The organism is Chelatococcus reniformis (assembly GCF_014640075.1).
Lineage (GTDB): Bacteria > Pseudomonadota > Alphaproteobacteria > Rhizobiales > Beijerinckiaceae > Camelimonas > Camelimonas reniformis.
Map to the genome: position 1 here is coordinate 43,419 of NZ_BMGG01000008.1, position 24,732 is coordinate 68,150.

Sequence of the window (24,732 nt, forward strand, 5' to 3'; positions counted from 1 at the left end):
TGGGGCGCGCGCGAAGCGCTGCTATCTGCGGATCAGCGTGCCGGCGCCATGGTCCGTGAGCAGTTCGAGCAGGCAGGCGTGCGGCACCTTGCCGTCGAGGATGACGACGCCCTCCACACCCTGCTCCAGCGCGTAGATGCAGGTCTCGACCTTGGGGATCATGCCGGCGGTGATGGTGCCGTCGGCGATCAGTTCGCGGCACTGCTCGACCGTCAGTTCGGGCAGCAACCGCTTATCCTTGTCGAGCACGCCCGGCACGTCGGTGAGCAGCAGGAGGCGCTTGGCACGCATGGCGCCGGCGATGGCGCCGGCGAAGGTGTCCGCGTTGATGTTGTAGGTCGCCCCGTCCTCGCCGACCGCGACCGGCGCCAACACCGGCGTCAGCTCGGCGGCCAGCACCGCATCGAGGACCGCGCGGTTGACCCGCTCCGGCTCGCCCACGAAACCCAGATCCACGTGCCGCTCGATGTTGGAGTCCGGATCCACCGTGGTGCGCGTCACCTTGCGCGCGATCACCATGCTGCCGTCCTTGCCGCACAGGCCGATCGCCTTGCCGCCTTCGGCGGAAATGGTACCGACGATCTGCTTGTTGATGGAGCCGGCGAGCACCATCTCGACGACCTCGACGGTCGCTTTGTCGGTCACGCGCAGACCGTTGGCGAACTCCGACTTGATGCCGAGCTTGTCCAGCATGGCGCCGATCTGCGGGCCGCCGCCGTGCACCACGATCGGCTTCACGCCCGCCTGTTCCAGCAGCACGATGTCCTCGGCGAAATCCTCGGCCGCGGCCGGGTCGCCCATGGCGTGGCCGCCGTACTTGACCACCACGATTTCCTGGTCGTAGCGCTGCATGTGCGGCAGCGCCTGCACGAGGATTTCGGCGCGGGTGAAGATATCGGGAAGGTCGGTCATGACGCCTGTCGGAATTGGGCCTCTCGATCGGGCGGTTCTAGAACGGCGATGAAGCCGGGGGAAGCCGCTTTCGCAGGCGCGCCTCGAGCATGATCCCAAAAAGCGGACATGGGTTTTTGGACAAGATCATGCTCAAAACAAAGACTTAGGCGGGATGGCTCAAAGAGGGATCATCCCGCGCTAGCCCGCGGAGCGGCCGGCGGGGACCAGGGCCGCGACCGCCAGCAGCAGCCAGCCGGCCATCAGGACCACACCGCCCGTCGGTGCCGCCATCGGGAACAGCGGCGCATGCGCCAGGGCGCGCAGGGCGAGGTCGCCGCAGAATAGAATGGCGCCGAGCGCGATCAGCATGATCGCGAGCCGGGCAATGCCGCGGCGAACGAGGCCCTGGCCCATGACGGCCGTCGCTGCGATCAGCACCGGCGCATGGAACAGCAGAAAATTGGCCGCCGTACCCAGGTTGCCCTCGCCGGTCACGTGCGCCGCGGCCGCCGCTGCGGCCACTCCGGCCAGACCGAACAGCGCCCCCAGCACCACGAAAAGACGGTCGAGCATCGATGCGCCTCCTAAAGCACTTCGCCATTGGATGACATCATCCCATGGCGGACAAATTCTCCGACTCGGTGAATCAGGAGCGCTTCCATTTTGCGATGGAGCGCCTCCACCCGATCGCCAAGCGCTCCGGAGCGCTTCTCAAAGGTACGAAACCGAACGGTGAGAAACGCTCCAGGTCCAAAGGTTTGCACGCCCCGATCAGCTGCGCTCGGCCAGCAACTGAACGACGGCCGCCCGCAGCTCGGGCACGCCCGCGCCGGAACGGCTGGAGGTGACCGCGACGGTCGGGAACGCGGCGGCGCGCCGGGCCAGGCCCCGCTCGACCTCCGCCACGCGCTGCGCCAGGTCCTCTTGCTTGACCGCGTCGGCCTTGGTCAGCACCACCTGATAGGAGACGGCGCTCTTGTCGAGCCCGTCGAGCACGTTGAGGTCGATGTCCTTGAGGCCGTGGCGGGCGTCGACCAGCACGTAGACCCGCGCGAGATTGGCGCGCCCGCGCAGGTAGTCCTGTATCAGCTTGGTCCAGGCGGCCACCTTCTCCTTGCCCACGGCGGCAAAGCCGTAGCCCGGCATGTCGACCAGCGTGAACCCGTCGCCGCCGGCCGGCCCGACGCGAAAGAAATTGAGCTGCTGCGTGCGGCCGGGCGTGTTGGAGGTGCGCGCGAGGGTCTTGCGCCCGGTCAGCGCGTTGACCAGGCTCGACTTCCCGACATTGGAGCGGCCGGCGAAGGCGATCTCCAAGCCGTGCATGGGCGGCAGGCCGGCGATCGACGCCGTCGCCCAGATGAAGTCCGCCGGCCCGGCAAACAGCTTGCGGCCGGCCTCCAGCAGGGCCCGGTCGATGGCCGGCGCCGCGGGAGCGCCCTCCCCGTCGTTTGCCGTCTCGTCGTTCATCGGCTCGCCTGTGGGCACGCTACGCCGCGTCCCGATGTCAGGACGTCGGCTTGGCGGCCTGGGCCTTGCGCCGGAAGAGGCCGAACAGATTGTCCCAAAGTTCCACCTTCACGCCCTGGCGCCGCATGATGAAATACTGCTGCAGCACGCCGAGGAAGTTGTTCCAGCTCCAATAGATGACCAAGCCGGCCGGGAAGGAGCCCAGGGTGAAGGTGAAGATCACCGGCATCCAGCTGAACATCGCCTTCTGGATGGGATCCGGCGGCTCCGGATTCATCTTCATCTGCAGGAACATCGTGATGCCCATGATGATGGGCCAGATGCCGAGGTGCAGCATGGTCGGCGGGGTCCAGGGAATGAGGCCGAACAGCGTGAACAGGTTGGTCGGATCCGGGGCCGCCAGGTCGCGGATCCAGCCGAAGAACGGCGCGTGCCGCATCTCGATGGTGATCAGCAGCACCTTGTAGAGCGCGAAGAATACCGGGATCTGGATCAGCATCGGCAGGCAGCCGGCGATCGGATTGATCTTCTCGCGCTTGTAGAGCTCCATCGTGGCCTGCTGCTGCTTCACCGAATCGCCGGTGTAGCGCTCGCGGATGGCCATGATCTCGGGCTGCACCGCCTTCATCTTGGCCATGGAGGCGTAGGAGCGGTTGGCCAGCGGGAAGAAGACCAGCTTGACCAGCACGGTGACCAGCAGGATCGCCACGCCGAAGTTGCCGGTGAACCGGAAGATCAAGTCCAGCAGGCGGAACAGCGGCTTGGTGATGAAGTGAAACCAGCCCCAATCGATGAGCAGGTCGAACTTCAGGATGCCGAGCGTCTCCTGGTACCGGTTGAGGGCGTCGACCTCCTTGGCGCCGGCGAAGAGCCGCGTCTGGGCGCTCGCCGTGGCGCCAGGGGCAACGGTGACCGCGTCGGCCCGAACGTCGGTCTGGAAGATCGGGGTCGGCGTGCTGGTGACCGTGAAACGGCCTTCGAACGGCTTGTCCTGATCGGGCACGACGGCCGTCGCCCAGTATTTGTCGGTGATGCCGACCCAGCCACCGACGGTATTGGAAAAGGCGCGGCCCTTGACGTTGCCGTAGAGGATCGGATCCTTGAGCAGCTTGTCGTAGGTCGGCTCCTGCAAGCCTTCCGCACCCAGGACCCCGAGGGGGCCTTCGTGCAGCACGAAATAGCCGAGGGTCGCCGGCTTGCCCCAGCGGGCGACGAGCGCAAACGGATACAGCGTCACCGGCTGGCCGCCGGTGTTGCTGACCGACTGCTTGACCGTGAACATGGCGTTGTCGTCGACGGAGATGACCCGCGTGAAGACGAGCCCCTGGCCATTGTCCCAGGTCAGCGTCAATGGCTTGTCGACGGTCAGGCGATCGGAAGCGGGCTTCCACTCAGTGGTCGCGCTCGGTAACGCCGTGTTGGCGCCGGCCGCGGCGATCCAGCCGAAATCCGCGTAATAGGGCTCGGGCGCCCCCACCGGCGACAGCAGCACGATGATCGGGCTCTTGGGATCGACGGTCTCGCGGAAGGCCTTGAGCGAGACGTCGTCGATCCGTGCCCCCTGCAGCGCGACGGAGCCGGCGATCCTCGGCGTGTCGATGACCACGCGCGGGCTGCGCTTGAGCGCCGCTTCGCGCGACTCGGCGGCCGGCATGCCGGGGGCTTGCGGCAGCCCGCCCGGCGCCGGCTGCCCCGGCGCGCCCGGCGGCTGCTGGCCTGTCTGCGCCGTCGTCTGCTGGCCGTTCGGCGGCTGGTGCGACGGCGGCGGCGGCGGCGGCGGCGCGAAGAAGTACTGCCATCCCAGCAGCACCGCCATCGACAGGGCTATCGCGAAGATGAGATTGCGATTGTCAGTCATGGAACGTGTCCGTGGCGGAGGCATCGGGCTGAGAGGGCATGATCGCCTGCGCGCCGGGTAGCGGGGCCACGGCCGGCGACCGAGGCGCACGACCGCGCCCGCCGCGCGGCGGATGTGCCGAACCCTTGCCGGCCGCCAGCAACGGCAGGGCGCGCGAAAGGTCCTCGATCAGGAGCGGAAATGGAGCGGACAAAGCGTCCCGACGCGCGACGACGACGACGTCGAGCGTCGCGCACGGCCACCCGTGGTGGGCCGCGATCACCGCTTCGCGCAGACGCCGCCTGATGCGGTTGCGCTCGGTCGCGTGCCCAACCTTTTTCGTCACCGTGAGGCCGATGCGTACGCCACCAAACGCACCGGGTGCCTGGGAGCGCATGATCGATTGCACCGTCATTCGGGGCGTATGGAACCGACGCCCTGCGGCGACTGCGAGAAATTCAGCCCTCTTGGTCAGGCGCCCGATGCGGCCGAGCGCACGGCCGGCAAACCGCTCGCCGCCAGGAGGCTCAGGCAGTGAGGCGCTTGCGGCCACGGGCGCGCCGCGCAGCCACGACCTTACGGCCACCCGTCGTTGCCATGCGCGCGCGATAGCCATGACGGCGCTTGCGCACGAGCTTGCTCGGTTGATACGTCCTCTTCACCGTTCGTCTCCGGTCGTCGGTGGAGCGGCAGGCGGCGCCCGCGCTCTCCGGGCCTGCACGGTCCGAGACCGTTGGCACCGAGTTGTTAAGTGGGGTCGCCAAAAAGCAAGCGGCGCCCTCGCGGGCGCCGGCCAACCCATGGGGGGCTTATGGCGGATGCGCCGGCCAAAGTCAACGTGTGGGAAGGGCCTTCGGTCGCTCCTGCTGCGCCATCCTGGTCGCACCGGGCCGCCAAGCGGCGACGGATGGCCAAGCTCCTCGGCGACAGCCCGCGGCCGGCCGTGGCCGCCTCCGCGCGGCCGCCGGGCGGGCGTCCTTGCGATCGCCTCCGCTTCACCACGCCGCGAGCTCGGTGGCAAGCGGCGCGCCGCCGCCCTCCAGGCGCGGACGCATGGCGCGCATCACCGCGAATCGGGAATAATCCCAGCCGTTCGTCGTCCGTATGGCGACCCGGGTTCCGCGCTTCCCATTGCTCGACCGCGTACGCACAGGTGCGCTGCCGCGCAGAACACCAAAAGAGGGAAGGGCCAATTGCTTTCAGGAAACGAAACACGGCGCTAGCTTCTTTCTGAGTGAGTCCATGCGCTGGTGGCAAGTGTTGGGTAGCGCAACCGATGGCGACCGTATTGACCGAGCAGCGCACGCACCGCGCCCCGAACAGCAGACCATTCGGCCTGTCGACGCGGTTGCTGGTGCTCACCGTGCTTTTCGTGATGCTCGCCGAGGTGCTCATCTACCTGCCCTCGGTCGCGAGCTTTCGCCGCAACTGGCTGACGGACCGGCTGGCGGCCGGGCGGGTTGCCGCCATGGTGCTCGAGACGACGCCCGAGGGCCAGTTGCCCAGGGGCTTGAAATGGCGGCTGCTCGACGAAGCCGGGCTGCGCGCCATCGCGGTGCGCGGCAGCAACGGCACGCAGATGCTCTCGGCCCAGCCGATGCCCCAGGACGTGCGGCTGCTCGACATGCGCAATCCCGGCTGGATGGCGCTGATGCGCGACGCGATCACCGACATGTTCTGGCCCGACCCGCGGCCGCTTCAGGTGATCGGTCACGCCATGACCACGTCCGAACGCGTCGAGATCGTCGTTCTGCCCGCCCCGCTGCGCCGCGCCATGCTGGAGTTCTCCAGCAACATCCTGCTGTTCTCGCTGCTGATCTCGGTCATCACCGCCGCATTCGTATTCTTTACCCTGAACCAGATGATCGTGCGCCCCGTGCGGCGGCTGGCGGAAAACGTCACCAGCTTCCAGCAGGATCCTGAAGACGCCGACCGCGTCATTCAGCCGTCGCCACGGGAGGACGAGATCGGCCAGCTCGAGCACGTCCTCCAGCGCATGCAGCTGGCGCTCGGCGAGGAGCTGCGACAGAAAAAGCGCTTGGCCGCCCTGGGTCTCGCCGTCTCCAAGATCAACCACGACCTGCGCAACATGCTGGCATCGGCCCGGCTGATCTCCGACCGCATCTCGGAACTATCCGACCCGACGGTGCAACGGTTCGCACCGAAGCTGATCGCCACGCTGGGCCGGGCCAGCCAGTTCTGCGAAGCGACTCTGGCCTATGGACGGGCCAGCGAGCCCGCGCCGCGCCGTTCGCTCATCGCGCTGGCGCACGTGGTGGAGGACGCAGCCGAACTCGCCGGCATCGGCCAGGGCTCGGATGTCGAGTTCGCCCTGACGTGCGATCCCGGCCTCAAGATCGATGCCGATCAGGACCAGCTGTCACGGGTGCTGCTCAATCTGTTCCGCAACAGCCTGCAGGCGCTCCAGTCCGGCCGCGACGGCGCGCCCTGCCTGCGGGTGGACGCCAAGCGCGCCGCGAGCACCGTCGTGATCTACGTGAGCGACAACGGGCCGGGCGTCCCGGACCGGCTGAAGCCCGTGCTGTTCCAGGCGTTCGTCCACTCGAGCCGCCCTGGCGGCTCGGGCCTGGGCCTGGCCATCGCCGCCGAGCTGGTGAGTATGCACGGGGGCACCATCACGCTCGTCGAACGGGGGCCCGGCGCCTGCTTCCGCATCCAGTTGCCCGACCGAGCGAAGACCTGACGGGCGGCTGCCGGGCCTGTGCGCCGATCAGACGACGCCGACGATGATCGCGCAGATCAACAGGAACGCCGCGCCGAACGCCGCCAACTGGCCGTGCTGGGCGAGCATGAACTTGGCTGTCTCGCTCATGGTGCACTCCCTGAACGGGTACCGACCTGCAATCTAGCAGAGTGCGCCCGCCACTCCAAGGCGATTACTTATCGCGGTGCACCAAACGGATGGGAATTCATAGAATAAAATCTCTCTCGACGTTGATCTGGCAGATTATTCATTCTCCCGCGGCGTTCTGCGGCCAGATGGTCGAACAAGACAGCCATCCGATTACCACAGATTGTGCGTCGCACGCGTTGTCGGCCGCTACGGTGGAGCGCTGCGGCCGGCCCCGCTTGGCGCCCATCACTGGAAGGCGGCGGATGCAGGTTCCGACGTGGTTGGCAGCAGGTTTTGGTGCCAGGACGACAGACTCGAGCGCTCGCGAGCCGCCTGGCGGTCGCGGCGCCGAAACGCTTTGCTAACCATACAGGACAAGTTGCGGCCCGTCGGCGGGCCGGCGTTCAGACGGCGTTAGGAGACCCGGCGCCATCCCTCATGTGTTCTTGGGGAGTGGTGCCGATGCTGCGCCGGTTCGGCTGCATCGTAGGTTTGTTGGTGACCAGTTTGCTCGCCGGCTGCGGGCTGCAGCCCGGCCCGCAGCGGGAGCCTTGGCGTGGCAAGGCGGAAGCCGCGTGCCTGGCGCGTGGTCAGGTGCGAGCCACAGCCTACACCGAGCCCATGAAGCCGATCAGCGGCCCGGGCGTTTGCGGCATGGACAACCCGTTCCGCGTCATGGCCTTCGACAAGGGCAGCGTGATGCTGCGCTCACGCGGCGTCCTGGCCTGTCCGATGATCACGATGTTCGATCGCTGGCTGGACGACGTGGTACAGCCGGCTGCTGCCACCTACTACGGCACGCGTGTCGCGGAGGTGCAGATCGGCACCTACAACTGCCGCCGGATGAACAACGCGCGCAGAGGCCATATCTCCGAGCACGCCTACGGCAACGCCGTCGACCTGATGGGGCTGAAGCTCGTCGACGGCCGCACCGTGAGCGTCGAGCGCGGCTGGCGCGGCGACATCGCCGACCAAGAGTTCCTGCGCACCATCTTCGTGGGCGCCTGCGAGTATTTCACCACCGTGTTGGCGCCCGGCTCCAACATCTACCACTACAACCATATTCACATGGATCTGGCGCAGCACGCCAAGGGCCGGCACTATTGCAAGCCGGTGCTCAAGTGGACGCCGCAGACGCCAGCGCCGATGCAGCCAGGCCCGTCGGCCCAAGCACCGCAGGCGGCCGATCCGTACGAGCACCGGACGATTCCGGCGGCCGCCGGCGCCATGGGCGCCGCGCCGGCGCAACCGTCAGCCGGCGAAGACGACGCTTCGGCTGAGGGTGAGCCGCCGGGCGATGGAACCGACGCGCAGGACGGCACCGAGCCCGACGGCCTGCCTCAGTTGCGGCCGGCCACCACGCCCGCCGACCGGATCGCCCGCGAGCGGTGGCAAGCCAGCACGGCGCGCCCATCGAACCAGCCGACATCGATCAACGACCTGCTACACTGACCCTGCGGCCGTGTCAGACGGCTTCGTCCGGTCTTGGGGGTGCCTGCCCGAACCCACCCGGAGTGGGCGTCTCGATAATCACCGCCTCGCCCGCCTCGATCACGGTCTGGTCACAACCGCCGAGCGGCTCGATGCGGCCGTCCAGCCGGCGTGCCGCGTTGCGGCCGGTCTGGCCGGAGGCGCCGCCGGCGAGCCCGAACGGCGGTACGCGACGATGGCCGGACAAGAGTGCGCAGTCCATCCGCTCCCGAAAGCGCAGCGTGCGGCTGGTGCCGCCGCCGCCGTGCCATCGTCCTCGGCCGCCGGAGCCGCCGCGAATATGGAAGTCCTCCAGAACAACCGGGAATCGCGTCTCCAGGATCTCCGGATCGGTGAGGCGCGAGTTGGTCATGTGGGTGTGGACACCGTCGACCCCATCGAAGCCCTCCCCCGCCGGGGCGCCGGAGCAGATGGTCTCGTAATACTGGTAGGCGTCGTTGCCGAAAGTGAGATTGTTCATGGTGCCCTGGGCGGCCGAGAGGGCGCCCAGCGCGCCGAACAGGCAGTTGGTCACCGCCTGGCTCACCTCCACGTTGCCGGCGACCACCGCGGCGGGATAGCGCGGTGACAGCATCGAGCCCTCTGGCACGACGATGTGGATCGGCCGCAGGCAGCCCGCGTTCATCGGAATCTCGTCGTCGACCATGACCCGGAAGACGTAGAGCACGGCGGCACGGGTGACCGGCGCCGGCGCGTTGAAGTTGTCGTCCCGCTGCGGCGAGGTGCCGGTGAAGTCGACGGTGGCCTCGCGGCCGGCCTTGTCGACGGTGATCTTCACTTGAATGATGCAGCCCTGGTCCATCTCCAGCGCGAACGCCGCATCGTGCAGCCGGTCGAGCACCCGCCGCACGCTCTCGGCGGCATTGTCCTGCACGTGGCCCATGTAGGCGCGCACCGCCGGCAGGCCGAAATGCGCGACCATGCGGCCGAGCTCGCTGACACCCTTCTCGTTGGCGGCGATCTGCGCCTTCAGGTCGTTGACGTTCTGGGTCAGGTTGCGGACCGGGTAGCGGGCGCCGAGCAGCAGCTCGGCCAGCTCGCTCTCGCGGAAGCGGCCCTCGTCGACCAGCTTGAAGTTGTCGATGTAGACCCCCTCCTCCTCGATGGTGGTGGCCAGCGGCGACATGGACCCGGGCGCCAGGCCGCCCACGTCGGCGTGGTGGCCGCGGGAGGCGACCCAGAACAAGAGCTCGCGCCCGGCCGCGTCGAACACCGGCGTACAGACGGTGATGTCGGGCAGATGGGTGCCGCCGTTGTAGGGGGCGTTGAGGCAGAACACGTCCCCCGGTCGAATGACGTCGTTCTGGCGAATGACGGTCTCGACCGACTTGTCCATCGACCCCAGGTGCACCGGCATGTGCGGCGCGTTGGCGACGAGGTTGCCCTCCGCGTCGAACACGGCACAGGAAAAATCGAGCCGTTCCTTGATGTTCACGGAGTAGGCGGTGTTCTGGAGCGTGACGCCCATCTGTTCGGCGATGGACATGAACAGATTGTTGAAGATCTCCAGCATCACCGGATCGGCTTCCGTGCCAAGCGCGATGCGCTTGGGCAGCGGAGCGACGCGGGCGAGGACAAGGTCGCCTGACGCGACCAGCGTCGCCTGCCAGCCCGCCTCCACCATTACCGTCTGGTTGGGCTCCACGATGATGGCCGGCCCGTCCACGGACTGGCTCGAAGCGATCGCCTCGCGCATCACCACCGCCGCATCGTGCCAGCCGCCCTGGCTGAACACGCGAGTCGAGCGGGCGACGGCCGGGCGACCGGCGACCGGCTCCGCCCGCGGCGCCTGAGGAAGGCGCGCGCCGCCGCCCACGGCTTCCACCTCGACCGCCTCGACGACGAGCGCCTTCGCCGCGTCGATGAAGCCGAAGCGCCGGCGATGCGCGTCTTCGAAGGCGTCCTTCAGTCCGTCGAGAGAGCTCCCCTCCTCGCCGTGCCTCCCGGCCCGGCCCGCCGCCACCGGCAGCGCCGTATCGGTGCCGGCATAACGGATGTGGGCGCGCACGCCGGTCGTCACGGCCTCCGGCGCGATGCCCTGCGCCGCCAGTTCGGCCAGGCAGTCGCCTGCAAGCCCCTGCGCGAGCGCCGCGATGGCGGCGGGCGCGCCGGCGTCGAGCGGCACGTCGAGCGCCTTAGTGCGCGCCGCCGAGACGTCGGCGAGGCCCATTCCGTAGGCCGACAGCAGGCCGGAGAATGGGTGGATCAGCACGCGCGTCATGCCGAGCGCATCCGCCACCAGGCAGGCGTGCTGGCCGCCGGCGCCGCCGAAGCAGTTCAGCACGTAGCCGGTCACGTCGTGGCCGCGCTGCACCGAGATGCGCTTGATGGCTTCCGCCATGTTGGCGACGGCAATGGCGATGAAGCCGTCGGCGACCTCCTCGGCGGTGCGCCCGTCACCGACCTCCGCCGCCAGCGCGGCGAAGCCGGCGCGTACGGCCTCGCCGTCCAGCGGCTCGTCGCGGCCGGGGCCGAAGATGCGCGGAAACAGGTCGGGATCGAGCTTGCCGACCATGACGTTGGCATCGGTCACCGCCAGCGGGCCGCCGCGGCGGTAGCAGCGCGGACCGGGATCGGCCCCGGCCGAATCGGGCCCGACGCGAAATCGCGCCCCGTCGAAATGCAGGATCGAGCCGCCGCCGGCGGCGACCGTGTGGATCAGCATCATCGGCGCGCGCATGCGCACGCCCGCGACCTCGGTCTCGAAGGCCCGCTCGTACGCGCCGTCGAAATGCGCCACGTCGGTGGAGGTGCCGCCCATGTCGAAGCCGATGACCTCGCCGAAGCCCGCCGCCTTCGCCGTTTGCGCCATGCCGACCACGCCGCCCGCCGGTCCCGAGAGGATGGCGTCCTTGCCCTGGAACAGGTCGGCTGCGGTCAGCCCCCCGGCGGAGGTCATGAACATCAGCCTCGGGCCGACGTGATCCCGCTCCTGGCCGTCACGCGCATCCTCCGATGCGCCGATGCCAAGCTCGCCGGCGACCTGGGCGACGTAGCGGGCGAGAATCGGGGACAGGTAGGCGTCGACGACCGTGGTGTCGCCGCGGCCGACGAGCTTGATCAGCGGTGACACCTCATGGCTGGCGGACACCTGGGCGAAACCCATGGCGCGCGCCAGGCCGGCCACCAGCTGTTCGTGGTCGGGGTAGCGAAAGCCGTGCATGAAGACGATGGCCAGGCCGGCGACGCCCTCCTCCCTGAGGGCGTGCAATGCCGCGCGCACCGCCGCCTCGTCGGGCGCTCGCTCGATCGTGCCGTCAGCCAGCACGCGCTCGTCGACCTCGACCACGCGCTCGTACAGCTCGGCCGGCTTGACGATCTGGCGGGCGAAGATCTTGGGCCGCGCCTGGTAGCCGATGCGCAGCGCGTCGCGGAAGCCGCGGGTCACGATCAGTGCGGTGCGCTCGCCCTTGCGTTCCAGCAACGCGTTGGTGGCCACGGTCGTGCCCATGCGCACGTCGCCGACGAGCCCCGGCGGCAGCGGCCCGCGGGGATCGAGGCCGGCGTGCTCCGCGAGGTGCTCGCGGATGCCCTGCACGGCCGCGTCGCGATAGGCGCCGGGGTTCTCCGACAGCAGCTTGCGGGCGAGGAGCCGCCCATCGGGGGCGCGGGCGATGACGTCGGTGAAGGTGCCGCCGCGATCGATCCAGAAATCCCACCGCGCCGGCGGGTGCGCTACCGCGGCCTCGTCCATGTGGCCTCACCCTTGCTTCGATCGTGCGCCGGAGCGCCACCGCCCGGGGCGCCCCGGCCAGAGATCCACTGCATGGACCTAAAGTCTAAGCCCCACCCGTCACGGATCCCCTGGATAGCCGAATTGGCGCCATCGACAAATCGTCGCGGGAGCGAAATGCTCTTCTCCGCGCCCGGCGTCTCATGGGAGCTTCGATGATCCGCCGCGTCCTCGATGGACTGTATCTCTTCGCCGGCTATGCCGCGGGCGGTTTCCTCGTCGCCATCTTCCTGCTGATGATGGTCATGTCGGTGGGCCGGGAGGTCGGCCTCAACCTACCCGCAGGGGACGACATCGCGTCCTGGTGCATGGCGGCGATGGCCTTCCTCGGCCTCGCCCACACGTTCAAGCGCGGCGACATGATCCGCGTCGGGCTGCTGCTCGAGCGGCTGACGGGTCGCGCCCGCCAATTGGCCGAGCTGTTCGCCCTCGCGGTTGCGGCCGCCTTCGCGCTCTATTTCACCGGTTACGCCGTGGGCATGACCTGGGATTCCTATCGCTTCGGCGACATGGCCCAGGGCGTGCTCGCCATCCCGCTGTGGATTCCGCAGACCGGCTTTGCCCTGGGGCTCGCCATCCTGGGCCTTGCGCTGCTCGACGAACTCGTGCGCGTGGCGCGCGGGCTCAAGCCGTCCTACGAGAAAGACAGGCCGACGAGCCCGGACGAACTGGTCGAGCGCATCGCCTCGGGCGAGAGCCTCTGATGGCCCTGGACCTGCCCACGCTCTCCATCCTGCTCCTGGGCTTCCTCGTCGTCGTGCTGGCGACGGGCGTGTGGATTGCCGTCGCCCTCGGCCTCGTCGGCCTGCTCGCCATGGTGCTGACGACGAGCGTGCCGGTGGGTGCCGTGCTCGCCACCTCGGTGTGGAGCGCCACCGCGTCGTGGACGCTCGCCGCACTGCCCCTGTTCATCTGGATGGGCGAGATCCTGTTCCGCACCCGCCTGTCGGAACAGATGTTTCGCGGCCTGGCGCCCTGGCTGCAATGGCTGCCGGGCCGGCTGATGCACGTCAACGTCGTCGGCTGCGGTATCTTCGCGGCGGTATCGGGCTCGTCGGCCGCGACCTGCGCCACCATCGGCAAGATCGCCCTGCCGGAGCTGGAGAAGCGCGGCTACGACCAGAGGATGAGCCTGGGTTCGCTCGCTGGCTCCGGCACATTGGGGCTGCTCATCCCGCCCTCGATCCCCATGGTCGTTTATGCGGTGACGGCCAACGTCTCGGTGCTGCAGGTATTCCTGGGCGGCTTCCTGCCGGGCCTGCTCGTGATGGCGCTCTACTCGGGCTACATCATCGTCTGGTCGCTGCTCAATCCGGCGAAGACGCCGCCGCGCGACCCGCCCATGGCGTTCCGGCGGAAGCTGCGCGAATCCGCCAAGCTGCTGCCCTGCGTGGCGTTGATCCTCGCCGTCTTCCTGGCGCTGATCCTGGGGCTCGCGACGGCCACGGAATGCGCGGCCTGGGGCGTCACCGGCGCCCTGCTCCTCGCCTGGTTCAGCGGCACGCTCACCCGGCGCACGCTGCTCGAGAGCATCATGAGCGCCACCCGTCTCAGCTGCATGATCATGCTGATCCTGGCAGGCGCCGCGTTCACCACCGCCGCCATGGCCTACACGGGCATCCCCAACGCCCTCGCCGCCTGGGTCGAGGGGCAGAACCTCACCCCGCACAAGCTCGTCTTCGCGCTGACCATTATGTACATCATCCTGGGGTGCCTCATCGACGGCATATCGATGATCGTGCTGACCGCCGTCATCGTGCTGCCCATGGTCAAGCAGGCCGGCTTCGACCTGATCTGGTTCGGCGTCTATCTCGTCATCCACGTGGAGATGGCGCAGATCACCCCACCGGTCGGCTTCAACCTGTTCGTGCTGCAGAACATGAGCGGACGCGACACGCTGACCGTCGCCAAGGCGGCGCTGCCGTTCTTCCTGCTGCTGAACGTCGCCGTCATCATCATCACCGCGTTTCCGGAGATCGTGCTCGTCCTGCCCAGGCTGGCCTTTCCCGAATGATCAGCTCCGCCCGGCAACCATGGAGTGAGACCATGCCCATCCGACGCCTCGCCCCCCTCGGCCTGATCGCCGCCATGCTCCTGCCCGCGTCAGCCATGGCGCAGACCAAGTGGAACCTGCCGGCGGCCTACCCGGCCGACAATCCCCACACCGTCAATCTCAACGCCTTCGCCAAGGACGTGGCGGACGCCAGCAAGGGCGAGCTCGCCATCACCGTCCACTCCGGCGCTTCCCTGTTCAAGGCGCCTGACATCAAGCGCGCCGTGCAGACGGGGCAGGCCCAGGCCGGCGAGGTGCTGCTGTCGCTGCACGAGAACGAGGACCCGATCTTCGGTATCGACGTCGTGCCGTTCCTCGCCACCAGCTTCCCGCAGGCCCACAAGCTCTACCAGGCCTCGCGGCCGGCGATCGAGAGAAAGCTCGGACAGCAGGGACTGATGCTGCTTTTCGCCGTCCCCTGGGCGCCGCAGGGCATCTACGCCAGGAAGGACATCGACAAGGTCGAGGATCTCAAGGGGCTGAAGTGGCGGGCCTACAACGTCGGCACCGCGCGCATCGGCGAGCTGGCCGGGGCCCAGTCGGTGACGGTGCAGGCGGCCGAGTTGCCCCAGGCGCTGGCGACCGGCGTCGTCAACGCGCTGATGACCTCGGGCGCGACGGGCTACGACAGCAAGATCTGGGAGTCGCTGGACCACTTCTACGACACCCAGGCCTGGGTGCCCAAGAACGTCGTCTTCGTCAACAAGGCCGCCTTCGAGGCCTTGCCCAAACCGACACAGGAGGTCGTCCTGAAGGCGGCAGCGGCCGCCGAGCAGCGGGGCTGGAAGCTCTGGGAAGAGAAATCACAGTGGTACCTCGAGCAACTCGCCGCGAAGGGCATGAAGGTCGCGCCGCCCAGCCCGCAGCTCAAGGACGGGCTCGCCAAGATCGGCGAGCAACTCACTGCCGATTGGGTCAAGAAGGCCGGCCCGAACGGCGAGGCGGTGATCGCTGCCTATAAGAAAATGTGAGTCGGTCCGCACCAGCGGCGCAGATCGGGCGATCCCACCGCATTGCGTCGGTACCTGTTGCATAGCTGCGCTTGACCGGGGCGGCGCGCATGGCCATCGTCGCCTGGTTCAAGTTGCCCAAACGGACCGGTAGTCATGCGCGCTCGCGTCATCTGCTTCCTTCTCTCGCTCGTCGTCCTGGCCGGATCTGCGGGGCTGGCGACGGCCCGCGACCAGGTGCCGGCCGAGGAGCGCGACGTGCCGTGGACCGGCATAATCCCCGACTGCAACTCGGACATGGTGCTGCTCAACGTTTCAGAGCGGTTTGCGCGGACCGAATCAACTTTCTGGAATTCGTCGCTGACCATCACGGCCTATGATCACGTGAAGCCCATCGCGTTCAGGCCCTGGGGCCTCGACTACATCCCGCGCCGCTTCTGCAGCGCGCGGGCACTGATGTCCGACGGCTACAAGCGCACCGTCTACTATTCGGTGCGCGAGGCGTTGGGCGACCCCGGGCTGTTCCGGACCGAGTGGGGCATCGAGTATTGCGTCGTCGGCCTCGACCGCGAATGGCAAGACGCGCCTCTGTGCAAGATGGCCAAGCCCTGAGCCGGGCGCTGCCGACCGGCACCGGACCCATGCAGGCTGCATCATCGGCGGACGGCGTCGCGCCGGCCCGGCGCACTCCGCGCATCATCGGCGCCGCGCTGCTGGCCATCGCCCTGGCGCTCGGCCTCGCCGCTCCAGTGGCCGCGCAGCGCTCCAGCGCCAGCCGCGGCGCGCCGGCCGGGCAGTTCGACTACTACCTGCTGGCGCTCTCCTGGTCGCCCGGGTTCTGCGCGGCCGGCGGCGCGGAGAAGGGACGCTCCCAATGCGACCTCGGGCGGCAGCTCGGCTTCGTCGTCCACGGGCTCTGGCCCCAATACGCCGGCAACGGCTATCCGAGCGAGTGCGCGCCGGCCGCTCGCTTCCCCTCGCGCCTGGCGCTGGAGGGGGCGGACGGCGTGTTCCCGGACCGGGGGCTCGCCCGGCACGAATGGCGCATCCACGGCACCTGCTCAGGCAAGAGCCCGACCGACTTCTTCGCCGACGTGCGGCGCGCCCGCGATGCGGTGACCATCCCAGCGGCCTTCAAGACCTCGCCGGACACGCAGCGCTGGACGGTACTCGACCTGAAGCGAGCCTTCGTCGCCGCCAACCCGGGCCTGCGCACGGACATGATGGACGTCTCCTGCCGCCGCGGTGCGCTGCAGGAGGTGCTGATCTGCTTCTCCAAGGATCTGCGCGCTTTCACGCCATGCGGAGAACGGGGTCCGCCGCGCTGCCGCGCCGCCTTCCGCGTCGACCCCATGCGCTGACTGGGCTTGCGCACGAACGGGACAGGCGCGGGCAGCCGCGACTAGAGCATTTCCGCGTTTCTTCGAATCGCCGAAATGCTCTATCTGTTTGATTTGTCGCGTTTTCTTCACGCGAACCGGCGTCCACTTCGCTCGAAAACGCTCGAGCGCATTCCTCGATCAGTTGACATCGTCTCATCGGATTGAAGGCGCATACCCAATCGCGAAGAGGCGCTCCAGATGCAAAGACCTGGAGCATGTCTGTGCCATTGGAGGATCGACCAATGGCGAGAGGCTCCAGGCACCGGCCCGGCAGGACCCGATGAACTACCGCCACGCCTACCATGCCGGCAATTTCGCCGACGTGATGAAGCATGCCCTGCTCACCCGGATCCTGGTGCACCTCCAGCACAAGGGGACCCCATTCTTCGCGCTCGACACCCACGGCGGCATCGGTCTCTACGACCTCACCGGCGGCGAGGCCGACCGCACCGGCGAATGGCGGGACGGCATCGGGCGCCTCGCGACCCCCACGACGCCCGAGGCCGAAGCGCTGCTGGCGCCGTATCGCGCCGTTCTGGCCGCGACCCGCGCCCGGCACGGCCCTGCCGCCTATCCTGGCTCGCCGCTGATCGTCGGCCATTTCCTGCGACCGCAGGACCGGGCGCTCGCCGTCGAGCTGCATCCGCTCGACGCCGCCGTCCTCAAAGCGGCACTCGTTCCAATTCCCGGCATTCGCGCCCTGCCGCTGGACGGCTGGACGGCGCTCCGCGCCAACATCCCGCCCAAGGAGCGGCGCGGCCTCATCCTTATCGATCCGCCCTACGAGGCCAGGAACGAGCTGACGACGGCGGTCGACGAGGTCGTGGCAGCCCTGCGCAAGTGGCCGACCGGCATCATGGCGCTCTGGTATCCGATCAAGGACCGGGCAGTCGTCGACGAAGCGGCCGAGCGCCTGGCGCGGAGCGAACTGCGCAAACTGCTGCGGCTCGAGCTGCTGGTCGAGCCGGATGGGCCGGCTGAACGCCTCAACGGCTGCGGCCTCATCGTCGCCAACCCGCCATGGATGCTCGCGAACGAGGCGAAGATTCTGCTGCCGGCGCTGGCCGAGCGTCTGGGCCGCGACAAACCCGGCGAAGCCAGATGTCATTGGATCGCGGGAGAGTAGCAGCCCGCCGTTGCGGGGCGGGGTCGATCCAAGACCGGTTCCTTCGCCACGTCGATGCTCTAGATCATTTGTTTTGTCACGTTTTCTTCACGCGAACCGGCATCCACTTCGCTCGAAAACGCTCTATGAGTCGCGACGACCAACCAAGCTCGAGCTGCCCGGACCCGCCCGCATGATGATGATCCTTCGCGCCTCGCCGCCCTCCCCCTACAGCCGCCTCGTGCGCATCGCCGCCGAGGTTCTCGGCCTCGGGGACCGCATCACCATGGTGCCGCCCGACCTCACCGACGATTCAGAGGTGCTGTGGCAGCAGAACCCGCTCGGCAAGATCCCGACTCTGATCACGGAGGACGGCACGGCCCTGTTCGATTCCCGGGTGATCGTCGACTATCTCGACCATCTGGCCGGTGGCAGTCGGATCATTCCCGCTGGACCCGAGCGCTTCCAGGTGCTGAGACGCCAGGCGCTGGCCATCGGGCTGCTCGATGCGGCGCTGCTGCAGGTCTACGAGGGCCGCTATCGTCCGCAGGAGCGGCGGCATGACGGCTGGCTCGCCATGCAGGCGAAGAAGGTCACTGGTGCCCTGGCGGAGCTGGAGGCGGCGCCGCCGGCGCTCACCTCGCCGCCGGACGTCGGCCAGATCGCGGTGGCCTGCGCCCTGGGGTACCTCGACCTGCGCTTCGGCGGCCGCTGGCGCGCCGGTCATCCCGCGCTGGTGGATTGGCTGGATCGTTTCGCCGCCAGCGTTCCGGCCTACGGTGCGACCCACGTCAATCCGTGACAGAGCGTTGGAGCGCTTCGGCGGGGCCTTGCAGCTCACGCCATAGAAAAAGGGCCCGGTGGCGAACCACCGGGCCCCAATCGAACGAGTCGTTTCGTCTTATTAGAACTTGTAGTTCAGGCCGACGCGGACGACGCCGAACTCGTTGTTCTTGCTGCCATTGCTGTAGTAGGAGGTGGCCAGCGCAGCGCCCGGGAGATAGACGTCGCTGTTGCCGCGGTCGAGGCTGACATACAGGCCTTCGACCTTGGCAGTGATGTTGTCGGTGAAGGCGTACTCGAGACCGCCGCCGACCGTCCAGCCGGTCGCCGTGTTGTCGCCGTTGCCGCCGTAGTAGGCGCCACCGTAGCCGTAGTTGTTGCCGAAGTAGGCGCTGTTGTTGTTGCCGCCGCCGCCGTAAGCGAAACCGCCGGTGGCGTAGATCAGGGCGCGGTCGAAGGCGAAACCGGCGCGGGCACGCACGGTGCCGAACCAATCCATGCCCTGGTTGCCGTAGCCGTAGTTGTTCTTGCCGCCGAGGTCAGCGTACTGGATGTCCGCTTCGGCGCCGATCACGAACTGGCCGATCTGGTAGTTGTAGCCGATCTGGCCACCACCAGCGAAGCCACCGTCGCTGCCGCTGTCACCGTAGTAGCCGTAACCAGCGTAGCCCGGATAACCGTAGCCGTAAGCGTTGTTGTCGTTGTTGGTGTTCCAGGCGTAGCCGGCGTTCACGCCGACGTAGAAGCCGGTCCAGGTGAACACGGGAACGATCACAGCCGGAGCGACCGGCGCGTACTTGCGCGACGGCAGGTCGGCCGCGAATGCAGAACCGGCAGTCAGCAGGCTTGCGGCAGCGACGCCGGCAAGAAGGAACTTCTTCATCACTCACTCACTCCGTTTTATTCTTGCGAGACCGGCCGAGGCGGCCCCCGCGAGTTGTTGGCAAGTAGCCCACCCGCTGGCCGGTGTCTGTAGCACTACGGCCACATGGGCACCAGCCTTTGAGGCGGAACTGTGATGGCCGCTGGCGGAACCATGGCGGCTCATCACGACGCAACACAGGACGCGAACAGTGGTGGTCGAACCCCCACCGGCGTCCTCCTATCCCCGCTTCTGGGAGATGGGAGGACGTCGCTCAGCCTAACCGCTGCCGTTCGAATCCGTTCCGTTCGCGGGGAGATTGATACCTGATTTTGGACGAGAAACGAGCGAAAGCTCCGATCGTGGCTAAAGAGACTTTAACAGTGAAGCCGACGCACTGCCATGCGTCAGGACGCGCCCGTCCGCATGGCGTGGACGCCCTTCAGCCCGTTGCGCCCGAGGAGGTTCCCGGTCGACGCGGAAGACAGCAGGCGCATGACGGCGGGAGCCGGGGCGGGCGGCCACCGGCCGACAAGCTGACCCCGGCGGCGCCGACGCTTGCCGCGGCGCCCCAAGACATGTCAAAGCCACGGCCGCCCCACCGGTTGCCAGAAGTGTCACACGTTTCCCAGCTGTCCGTCTTCATCATCGCCGTGAACGAGGTCGACCGCATCGGCCGGACGATCGAGGCGGTGCGCCCGCTCACCGATGATCTCGTGGTGATCGATTCGGGCTCGACCGACGGCACGCAGGAACTCGCCGCGCGGCTCGGCGCGCGCGTGATCCACAACGCCTGGCCAGGCTATGGCGAACAGAAGCGCTTCGGTGAGGAGCAGTGCCGCCATGCCTGGCTGCTGAATGTCGACGCCGACGAGGTGGTCCCGCCCGATCTGGCGGACGAGATCGCCAGCCTGTTCGCCCGGGGCGAGCCCGAGGCGGACGCCTACCGCATCCGCATCGCAGAGATCTTTCCGGGTGAGGGCGCCCCTCACCCGCTCGGCTTCGCCCTCGCGCCGGTGCGGCTCTATCGCCACGACAAGGGACGCTACTCCCGCTCGCCCGTGCACGATCGGGTCGACCTCGTCCCTGGAAGCCGTGTTCGTCGCCTCAAGGGCACCATCCACCATTTCTCGGTGCGCTCGATCGGCGATCAGCTGGCCAAGCTCAACAATTACACCGACGCGCTCGTCGAGGACCTGGACGCCCGCGGCGAGCGCGTGTCGACGCTGCGGCTGGTGCTCGAATTCCCCGCCAACTTCATCAAGGCCTATGTCGGGCGGCGCCACGCGGTTCGCGGTATCTATGGATTCATGACGGCCATGAACTTCGCCTTCTATCGCTACCTGCGCGTCGCCAAACACGTGGAGCGTCGGCTCGCCGAGCGGGCACGCAAGGAGGGGAGGCTGTGACCGCTGCGCCCAGCCATACCGAGGTCGCGCTCGTCACCGGCAGCGCCAAGCGCATCGGTGCGACGGTCACCGAGGCGCTGTCGCGGGCCGGCTACGGCGTGGTGATCCACTGCCACCGCTCGCGTGACGCCGCCGAGGCCCTCGCCGCCAGACTCACGGCCGAAGGCGGGCGCTGCGCGGTGGCGGCGGCCGACCTGGAGGAGGCGGCGGCCGCTGCCGGCCTCGTCACCGTGGCGGCGAGCCTGCTGGGGCCGATCACGCTCCTGGTCAACAGCGCCGCGATCTTTGAACCGGACGACATCACCGACTTCGACGTCGCCCTCTGGGACCGTCATTTCGCCGTCAACCTGCGCGCCCCGGCGTTGCTCTCGCAGGCCTTCGCCCACGCCCTGCCGGACGGGCACTCGGGCGCGATCGTCAACATCGTCGACCAGCGGGTGTGGAAGCCCACGCCGCGGTGCTTTTCCTACACCCTGACCAAGTCGGCCCTGTTCACGGCAACGCGCACGATGGCGCAAGCGCTCGCGCCGCGCATCCGCGTCAACGCCGTCGGTCCCGGGCCCATCTTCAGGAGCGAGCGGCAGACGCCCGACGACTTCCGTCTTCAGGCTGCCGCCGTGCCGCTCGGCCACGCCGTCGCCCCAGCAGAGATCGCCGACGCGGTGCTCTACCTCGCGCGCGCGCGCAGCGTCACGGGCCAGATGATCGCGGTCGACGGAGGCCAGCACCTGGCCTGGCAGACGCCCGACGCCGTGGTCGCCGAATAGCGGGGCGGCGGAGACGCCACCGGCACCTGCGGAGGAGGCGCGCCCCCGCCGTCGGCCTCACCCCTTGATGCAGATGGCCGAGATCAGGCGGCCGTAGTCGGGCTCGCTGCGGTGGGTGGTCCGGCGGTAGCTGTAGAAGCGCGCCTCGTCGCCGTAGGTGCAGAGCCCCAGGCTCTCCGCATGGCCGATGCCGGCCCTGCCGAGCCGCATGACGATGTAGCTTGGCAGATCGAACATGGCGTGGCCGGTGCGCGCCGACGGAGCGAAGAACGCCTCGTTGGCCGGTTCCGCCTCGATGAAGCGGGCAACGAACTCGGGGCCGACCTCGTAGGCCGTCGGGCCGATGGTCGGCCCGAGCACGGCGACGATCTGCTCGCGGCGAGCGCCAAGACCCTCCATCGCCGCGACCGTCGCCTCGAGCACGCCGGTGAAGGCGCCGCGCCAGCCGGCGTGCGCAGCGCCCACCACCCCGGCGCCGCCGTCGGCGAACAGCACCGGCCCGCAATCTGCGCTGGCCACCCCGAGCGCCAGATCCGGCACGCGGGTGACCACCGCATCGACCTTCGGCCGCTCGGGCCAGGGCGCCACGGCGACGGCGACGTCCGGTGAATGGACCTGATGAATGCCGAGCAGCCGCTCGGGCGGCAGGCCGAAGCGCGCCGCCATGCGCCGCCGGTTTTCCATGACGGCGGCTGCCTCGTCATCGGACCCGAGGCCGCCGTTGAGCGAGGCGAAGATGCCTTCCGACACCCCGCCCTGCCGGGTGAAGAAGGCGTGGGCAACGCCCGGCAACTGCTTCAACCGCTCGGCTTCGATGACCATGGATGCCGCCTCGTGCGCTGGTGGGATCAGGATTGCGACAGCCATATCGGGTGGCGACGATGGCGGCGCCAGGGCGCTCTCGCTCGGGCCCGGGTACCCGAGCGCAAGGAAGCTGCAGGCTTGCGAACCTGGAGCGGTCGGTCGCGGCCGCATGACGTCATCCGATCGCGCCTTGCTCCAACCCAGGCAGCGCAGGCAGCGCCGGCGCGGCGATCGCCATCACCTTGAACAACTCGCCCATCTCGCCGGGACCGCCACCGGTCAGCCGCGCGACGGCGGCGGCGATCGCCGCCCGGGTGCCCGCGTCGCGGCCGGCGGCCAGCCGTGCGGCCCGCGCGGGCGCTCCGAGCGCATCGAGGAACGCACCCTGGGGCACCGGGCCATGCACGGCTGCGCCCGCCCCGAGCGCGGTCCGCCTCAGCGCCCCGAAGTCGACGTGCGTGGTCAGGTCGGCCAGGCCCGGCTCGGCCAGCGGATCGACATAGGCGTGCCGCCGCACCGCCTGGAGCGTATCCCCCAGCCCGGTCGCGGTATGGCCATAGTCGATGAGGAGCGCCGCGCCGCCCTGCCGCAGCAGCCGGCCGGCGAGTTCGCGGGCGACGGCGGCGGCGGCGCGGCCCACCTCCAGCACCGCGCCCGGAGCGCCCGTGCTGGTTGCCAAGGTGGGCTCGGCCGCCTCGGCAAGACCGAAGACGAGCTCGCCCTCCTGCGACAGGCCCACCAGCCGCTCGTGCCAGCCGCGTGAGCCGCGCACGAACTGTCGGACCGGCAGCGCGTCGACGAACTCGTTGGCGACCACCAGCAGCGGCCCGTCGTCCGGCACCTCCTCCAGGCGCTGTCGCCACGTCACGGCAGCGCCCGCGCCGAGCCCGGCCACGGCCAGGGTGGCCTGCTGCCGCTGCCGCAGGACCGGGCTCACTTCGACCAGGTCGACGCGAAGGGCATCACGGAAGCGTGGCAGCACGCGCGTGGCGCGCCAGGCGTCGGCCATCAGCGTGCCCCGGCCCGGCCCCAGTTCGACCAGGCGCACCAGGGCCGGCTCGCCCATTGTCTGCCAGACCGCCGCGACCCACAGCCCGATCAATTCGCCGAAGATCTGCGACACCTCGGGGGCGGTGGTGAAGTCGCCCGCCGCCCCGAGCGGGTCGCGGCCCGTGTAGTAGCCATGACGCGGATGCGTCAGGCACAGCCCCATGTAGCGCTCGACGGAGATCGGCCCCTCGGCGGCGATGAGCCGGCACAGCTCATCTCCGAGCGGCGTCCTGGGCCTGACCGTCACGCTGCCGCCCGCTCCAGCGTCAACCGCGGCCGGGTGCGCCCGCTGGCGGCGGCGATCAGCAGGATCACGCCGGCAATGAACAGCGGCACGCAGAGCAGCATGCCCATGGTGAGGCCGCCGCCGAGGGCGGCGATTTTCGTCCCGAGCAGGAAGCCGAGCTGCGGATCGGGTTCGCGGAAGAACTCGCAGACGGTGCGCGCCAGCGCATAGCCGATGGCGAAGACAGCGCTCACCAGACCCGGCCGGCGAAAGCCGAACAGGCGCACCGCGATGGTCACCGCGACGAACAGCAGGAGGCCCTCGGCGAAGGCCTCGTAGAGCTGGCTCGGATGGCGCGGCAGCGGACCGCCGTTGGGGAACACCATGGCGTAGGGAAAATCGGGCGCGGCGCGGCCCCAGAGCTCGCCATTGACGAAATTGGCCAGCCGGCCGAGGAACAGGCCGATCGGAGCCACGGCGGCGGCGACGTCGAACATGGCGAGCACGGACAGCTTGCGGGATCGGGCAAGCAGGAAGATGCCCAGCACGGCGCCGAGGAAGCCGCCATGGAACGACATGCCGCCGCGCCATACGGCCAGAATATCGAGCGGATGCTCCAGATACTGCTTCAGATCATAGAACAGCACGTAACCCAACCGGCCGCCGAGGACGACGCCCAGCGCCACGTAGACCAGGAGATCGTCGAGATCGGCCGGGGTCGGGCGCTTGAGCGGCCCCCACAGCCGCTCCGTGGCCGCCAGCCGGCGCGCGTAGAGCCAACCGCCGACCAGGCCGACGATGTAGGCGAGCGCGTACCAGCGGATGGCAAACGGCCCGATCGACACCAGGACCGGGTCTATGACGGGAAAGGGTATGGCGAGGACCGGCATGTTCTCGGGCCTTGATTTCTCTGGCCTTGATCGGAGGGCACTCTGCGCACCGGTCGCCGCAGGTCAAGCGGCTTGCCGCGACGGATCGCAGCCGCGCCGCGCGCCCTTCGCCCTGCGCCGCGCAGCCCAGGGGCGCGGCGGCGTTGATCTCGCCGTCCGCAGAGGCCATGTCACG

Annotated in this window: 22 protein-coding genes; 11 read left to right on the plus strand and 11 right to left on the minus strand. The window is 68.7% G+C overall.

Annotated elements, in window-relative coordinates; genetic code table 11:
• Positions 1-21: 21 nt before the first annotated feature.
• From argB to rpmH, 6 genes are all read right to left on the minus strand, one after another.
• On the minus strand, positions 22-912 hold the full coding sequence (gene argB / locus IEW34_RS21075) for an acetylglutamate kinase (RefSeq protein WP_188611206.1): 891 nt from the start codon (positions 910-912) through the stop codon (positions 22-24).
• A 180-nt stretch (positions 913-1,092) separates the two neighbouring features.
• Positions 1,093-1,467 (minus strand): DUF423 domain-containing protein, encoded by a 375-nt coding sequence (locus IEW34_RS21080; protein ID WP_188611207.1) that lies wholly within the window; start codon positions 1,465-1,467, stop codon positions 1,093-1,095.
• A gap of 198 nt (positions 1,468-1,665) precedes the next feature.
• Entirely contained in the window at positions 1,666-2,361 is a 696-nt protein-coding gene (gene yihA, locus IEW34_RS21085) for a ribosome biogenesis GTP-binding protein YihA/YsxC (RefSeq protein ID WP_188611208.1), read from the minus strand.
• 37 nt (positions 2,362-2,398) lie between these two features.
• Positions 2,399-4,219: a membrane protein insertase YidC gene (yidC, locus tag IEW34_RS21090; protein ID WP_188611209.1), complete on the minus strand. Its 1,821-nt coding sequence runs from the start codon at positions 4,217-4,219 to the stop codon at positions 2,399-2,401.
• Complete coding sequence (gene rnpA, locus IEW34_RS21095) at positions 4,212-4,784, minus strand: ribonuclease P protein component (protein ID WP_244642147.1); 573 nt, start codon at positions 4,782-4,784, stop codon at positions 4,212-4,214. The genes yidC and rnpA overlap by 8 nt, the downstream gene beginning before the upstream one ends.
• Positions 4,726-4,860, minus strand: a complete 135-nt coding sequence (gene rpmH / locus IEW34_RS30670) for a 50S ribosomal protein L34 (protein ID WP_244642120.1) — start codon at positions 4,858-4,860, stop codon at positions 4,726-4,728. Before rpmH ends, rnpA begins: the two co-directional genes overlap by 59 nt.
• Positions 4,861-5,474: 614 nt before the next feature.
• On the opposite strand from rpmH, the gene IEW34_RS21100 reads away from it, so the two are divergent.
• Together IEW34_RS21100 and IEW34_RS21105 are read left to right on the plus strand one after the other, a co-directional pair.
• A complete protein-coding gene (locus tag IEW34_RS21100; RefSeq protein ID WP_188611211.1) occupies positions 5,475-6,902 on the plus strand; it encodes a sensor histidine kinase in 1,428 nt (475 codons plus the stop codon).
• Positions 6,903-7,550: 648 nt separating this feature from the next.
• Positions 7,551-8,504 (plus strand): extensin-like domain-containing protein, encoded by a 954-nt coding sequence (locus IEW34_RS21105; protein WP_188611212.1) that lies wholly within the window; start codon positions 7,551-7,553, stop codon positions 8,502-8,504.
• Between the two features lie 13 nt (positions 8,505-8,517).
• Here the strand turns inward: IEW34_RS21105 and IEW34_RS21110 are convergent, their stop codons facing one another.
• Positions 8,518-12,237 (minus strand): hydantoinase B/oxoprolinase family protein, encoded by a 3,720-nt coding sequence (locus IEW34_RS21110; RefSeq protein WP_188611213.1) that lies wholly within the window; start codon positions 12,235-12,237, stop codon positions 8,518-8,520.
• Positions 12,238-12,431: 194 nt separating this feature from the next.
• On the opposite strand from IEW34_RS21110, the gene IEW34_RS21115 reads away from it, so the two are divergent.
• From IEW34_RS21115 to IEW34_RS21145, 7 genes are all read left to right on the plus strand, one after another.
• A complete protein-coding gene (locus IEW34_RS21115) occupies positions 12,432-12,980 on the plus strand; it encodes a TRAP transporter small permease (protein WP_188611214.1) in 549 nt (182 codons plus the stop codon).
• A complete protein-coding gene (locus tag IEW34_RS21120) occupies positions 12,980-14,290 on the plus strand; it encodes a TRAP transporter large permease (RefSeq protein WP_188611215.1) in 1,311 nt (436 codons plus the stop codon). The genes IEW34_RS21115 and IEW34_RS21120 overlap by 1 nt, the downstream gene beginning before the upstream one ends.
• Positions 14,291-14,322: 32 nt before the next feature.
• A complete protein-coding gene (locus IEW34_RS21125) occupies positions 14,323-15,300 on the plus strand; it encodes a TRAP transporter substrate-binding protein (protein ID WP_244642121.1) in 978 nt (325 codons plus the stop codon).
• Positions 15,301-15,435: 135 nt separating this feature from the next.
• Positions 15,436-15,891: a hypothetical protein gene (locus tag IEW34_RS21130; protein ID WP_188611216.1), complete on the plus strand. Its 456-nt coding sequence runs from the start codon at positions 15,436-15,438 to the stop codon at positions 15,889-15,891.
• Positions 15,892-15,920: 29 nt separating this feature from the next.
• Complete coding sequence (locus IEW34_RS21135) at positions 15,921-16,640, plus strand: ribonuclease T2 family protein (protein WP_188611217.1); 720 nt, start codon at positions 15,921-15,923, stop codon at positions 16,638-16,640.
• 301 nt (positions 16,641-16,941) lie between these two features.
• Positions 16,942-17,787, plus strand: a complete 846-nt coding sequence (locus IEW34_RS21140) for a 23S rRNA (adenine(2030)-N(6))-methyltransferase RlmJ (protein WP_188611218.1) — start codon at positions 16,942-16,944, stop codon at positions 17,785-17,787.
• A gap of 175 nt (positions 17,788-17,962) precedes the next feature.
• On the plus strand, positions 17,963-18,568 hold the full coding sequence (locus IEW34_RS21145) for a glutathione S-transferase family protein (RefSeq protein WP_188611504.1): 606 nt from the start codon (positions 17,963-17,965) through the stop codon (positions 18,566-18,568).
• Positions 18,569-18,670: 102 nt separating this feature from the next.
• Here the strand turns inward: IEW34_RS21145 and IEW34_RS21150 are convergent, their stop codons facing one another.
• Positions 18,671-19,432: an outer membrane protein gene (locus IEW34_RS21150; protein WP_188611219.1), complete on the minus strand. Its 762-nt coding sequence runs from the start codon at positions 19,430-19,432 to the stop codon at positions 18,671-18,673.
• A 557-nt stretch (positions 19,433-19,989) separates the two neighbouring features.
• Here IEW34_RS21150 and IEW34_RS21155 point away from each other — a divergent pair.
• Together IEW34_RS21155 and IEW34_RS21160 are read left to right on the plus strand one after the other, a co-directional pair.
• Positions 19,990-20,820 (plus strand): glycosyltransferase family 2 protein, encoded by an 831-nt coding sequence (locus IEW34_RS21155; protein ID WP_188611220.1) that lies wholly within the window; start codon positions 19,990-19,992, stop codon positions 20,818-20,820.
• Positions 20,817-21,587 (plus strand): SDR family oxidoreductase, encoded by a 771-nt coding sequence (locus IEW34_RS21160; RefSeq protein WP_188611221.1) that lies wholly within the window; start codon positions 20,817-20,819, stop codon positions 21,585-21,587. The genes IEW34_RS21155 and IEW34_RS21160 overlap by 4 nt, the downstream gene beginning before the upstream one ends.
• A 57-nt stretch (positions 21,588-21,644) precedes the next feature.
• Here IEW34_RS21160 and pgeF read toward each other — a convergent pair whose 3' ends face one another.
• The 3 genes from pgeF to lgt form a co-directional block, all read right to left on the minus strand.
• Positions 21,645-22,409: a peptidoglycan editing factor PgeF gene (pgeF, locus tag IEW34_RS21165; RefSeq protein WP_188611222.1), complete on the minus strand. Its 765-nt coding sequence runs from the start codon at positions 22,407-22,409 to the stop codon at positions 21,645-21,647.
• A 157-nt stretch (positions 22,410-22,566) separates the two neighbouring features.
• Positions 22,567-23,688 (minus strand): class I SAM-dependent methyltransferase, encoded by a 1,122-nt coding sequence (locus IEW34_RS21170; protein ID WP_244642122.1) that lies wholly within the window; start codon positions 23,686-23,688, stop codon positions 22,567-22,569.
• Positions 23,685-24,557: a prolipoprotein diacylglyceryl transferase gene (gene lgt, locus IEW34_RS21175; protein ID WP_188611223.1), complete on the minus strand. Its 873-nt coding sequence runs from the start codon at positions 24,555-24,557 to the stop codon at positions 23,685-23,687. The genes IEW34_RS21170 and lgt overlap by 4 nt, the downstream gene beginning before the upstream one ends.
• Positions 24,558-24,732: the final 175 nt, after the last annotated feature.